Genomic DNA, 3,110 nt, shown 5'->3' on the forward strand with positions numbered 1-3,110 from the left:
TACCTCGGCGGCCAGGCTCAAACTCCACAGGCTGGTCGGTTTGCCGAAGTCGCGAGGGCTGCGGTGCAGCAAGGCGCGCAAGCGTTCGGCCTGCGTCCCCGCAAGCAGGGGACGAACACGCTTGGGCCGATGCGACTTCTCCGTCAGGCAAGACACTCCCTCGGCGGCAAAGGCCCGCAGGGTGTTGCGTACGGTTTGCGTGGCGCAGCCGAACAGGGCGGCGATTTCCGTGGCGGTCTTGCCGTCGGCGCTGGCCAGCAGGATCTGGCAGCGCTGCAGCGTGAAGGCTTCTCGGGCACGCAGGCCAGCCTGCAGGGCCTGCCGTTCCTCGGTAGTCAAAGGGCGAACGAATAGAGGTGCTTTCATGGGGCATAGCATCGCCCGATGCCGTCTTTCCCACAAGTACAGTCATGAAACTGCACTAGGTGTTTGGTCCCTTGAAGTGACTGGCCTTCTTCTAACAGCATGTCCTTGGGAGGGGCCTGTGTCTGCAGCCATCGCAGCCGAAGCCGCTCCCAAGGGATGACAGGGTCGCGTCAGGCGATCTGGTCAGTCTGCGGGTTGCTGCCGATCACCTTGAGCCCCGTGGCGCTACCATCCTGCAAGGTGCTCTCGTCGAAGATGAAGTTGGCCTCGCTCAGCCCACCGTGGTTGCCGTCCAGGGCGATCTCGAAGCGTTCGCTTTCGGCATTCGCCTCGAAACTCTTCAGATAGGTTCGTGTGCCGGCGCTGTTCACCCGCACGGCCAGGGTGCCGTTGTAGCCGTCGCCCAGACCGGAGAAGCCCAGGGCGGAGAGATCGATCTGGTCCTGGCTGGCATCGAAGTCGAGGATCAGGTCGTTGAAGCTGGTACTGCTGGCGCGGTAGCTGTCCTCGCGCGCGGAGAAGCGGAAGGTGTCGGCGCCCTCGCCGCCGGTCAGCCGGTCGCGACCGGCGCCGCCGTCGAGGACATCGTCGCCGGCACCGCCGAGGAGCTGCTCGTCGGCGTCGCTGCCGACCAGCGTGTCGTTGCCGTCCGTGCCGCGGAGGGGCCCGCTGGACGAGTGGGCGCCGGAGAGCTGCACTGAGGCGATCTGCCCGCCGCTGATGCTGTTGTCCCGAAGCGTGGTGTAGTCGCTGCCGTCGTTTCGCTCCTGCACAACATAGGTGGCGCCGTCCGAGGCGGTGATGACGTTGCCCTCGATCCGGGTGTTCAGGGTCTCGTACAGCTCGCCCGTGACGCCGGCATCGTCGAAGGCCTGCAGGAGGACTTCCGGGTATTTGCCGTTCTGCACGTTGTCGTGGATCCGGTTGTTCAGGAGCTGCACGTCCTGCGCGCCGGCGATGCGTACGCCGGCCGTGCCGTTGTCGTAGATGTGGGCGTTCTGCAGGGTGACCTCGTGGCTCAGCTTGATCAGCACGCCTTCCAGAGCGTTGTCGTAGTAGGAGCCGCCGTCGATCAGGATGTTGTAGGCATGGGGCACGTCGTACGAACCGCGCTGCACCACCAGGCCGGCACCACCGTTGCCATAGGCGACGTTGCCGGTCAGGGTGAAGTCGTGGGTGCTGGTGACCACGTTGAAACCGTGGAGGTCGTTGTTGTAGGCGACGTTGTTCTCGAACACGCCGTCGATCTGGTGGTCGGCGACGAAACCGACGAAGCCGTTGCCGTGGGCCACGCTGTCGCGGATTGCCAGGTTGGCGGTCCGCCCGTGCGGGTCGAAACCGTAGCCGGACATCTCGCGGGCCTCCACCCGCTCGATGGTGACATTGCGGTCAGCGCCGTCGCCGAACTTGTAGCCGCTATAGAAGCCGAAGACCGTGCCCTCGGGGTTGTTGTCGCGGTTGCCGTCGAGGGTCAGGTCGCGGACGCCGAAGTCGTGCGTCTCCTCGGTCCCGGACGAGCGGATCATGCCGTTGACATCCCCGTTCCAGCCATCGAGCAGCTTGACGACGGTTTCGCCCATGCCGGCGCCCGCCAGGTAGACATTGCTCTTCATCATCAGGGCGCCATCCACTCCCTGCTCGCCGCCGCTGACCCGATACTCACCAGACGGCAGGTAGATGGTGCCACCGCCAGCTGCGTGAGCAGCGTCTATCGCCGCCTGGATGGCAGCCCGGTCGTCGGTGACGCCGTCACCTTTTGCTCCAAAATCCTTGACGTTGAATTCCATGTACTTCGCTTCCATATTCAGAGTGCGTATTTGGACGCAATTTGAGGGAGTGGGGGCGGAAAAAGCTAACTGCCCGAACAAGCCATTCCGGCCCTCCTAACGGCGCGATTATTTGAACTCTGCACTTCAAGTGCACATCCGAACGCTTCCTGGAATGGGCATGGAAAGCACTTCGGAGAAACGGCCGATCCTCTGCCGCTTTCTTCCGACTGTCGGAAAGCGCCTAGGTTCTTATATGGACGCCTCCCGGAGCTCAATGGGTAATCATGCTGGCGTGTAGGTAGAAGCAGTCTTATATCCGACCTATTGTGCAGACTGATAAGCCTGCTGGCCGATCTGCGAAACACCCCCATGAATGACCACCCGGAGTGCTGGGGCTTGGCCACGACACAGGCTGTTGCGCTGCCGTGGTAGCGCCCGAAAGTGGGCATTCTGGCCGTTTGCGAAAACAAACTCCATGGAAGGCCAGCGTCAAGCCTTGGTGTGCGGCAAGATCACGGCAAGGCCGATTTGCGAAATTAACCCCATGAAAGGCCGCGTCAAGCCCTTGGAGGGTCGCAAGATCACCCCAAGGCCCGTTTGCAAAAACAGCCTCATGTAATCCCCACGTCAAGCCCCTGAAGGCCGCGCAGCAGGCGCCAGCTTCCAGGTAGCCGATGGCCCGGCCTGATCCTGCTCGCGTCTGGTCCCTCGCGCAGAGTTTTTCCCCGTTAACGGAAGGCGTTAACCGAGTTAACAGGGAGGGGGTAGGCGGAAAGTCTGGGCATACCAGAATGGACACCGCATGCCCCGCTAGATTTCCGTTTCCGCAAAATTCGCATTCTGGAATCAGCCGCGACAGCGCTCCCTGTTTTTATTAACGCGGCAATCAAATTCACGATATAAAGGGACATGAAAAAGATCGATGCCCGAAAGCTCTCTCGAGAAACTCAGGACCAGATGCGACGCCTGGCCATG

At 62.1% G+C, this 3,110-nt stretch carries 2 protein-coding genes; both read right to left on the bottom strand.

Going from position 1 to position 3,110, the window contains the following annotated elements; genetic code table 11:
* Nucleotides 1-366 (bottom strand): helix-turn-helix domain-containing protein (locus ACYVD0_RS14685; RefSeq protein ID WP_460427490.1); only part of this gene is annotated, 366 nt, incomplete at its 3' end.
* Nucleotides 367-536: 170 nt separating this feature from the next.
* Nucleotides 537-2,153, bottom strand: coding sequence for a glycosyl hydrolase family 28-related protein (locus ACYVD0_RS14690; protein WP_460427491.1), 1,617 nt, complete (start codon nucleotides 2,151-2,153; stop codon nucleotides 537-539).
* Nucleotides 2,154-3,110 lie beyond the last annotated feature (957 nt).

It is taken from the genome of Azotobacter armeniacus (assembly GCF_054779355.1).

Bases quoted from the DNA above. Each gene is read 5' to 3' on its own strand.
- ACYVD0_RS14690 (WP_460427491.1), bottom strand. From the start codon at position 2,153: ATGGAATTCAACGTCAAGGATTTTGGAGCAAAAGGTGACGGCGTCACC.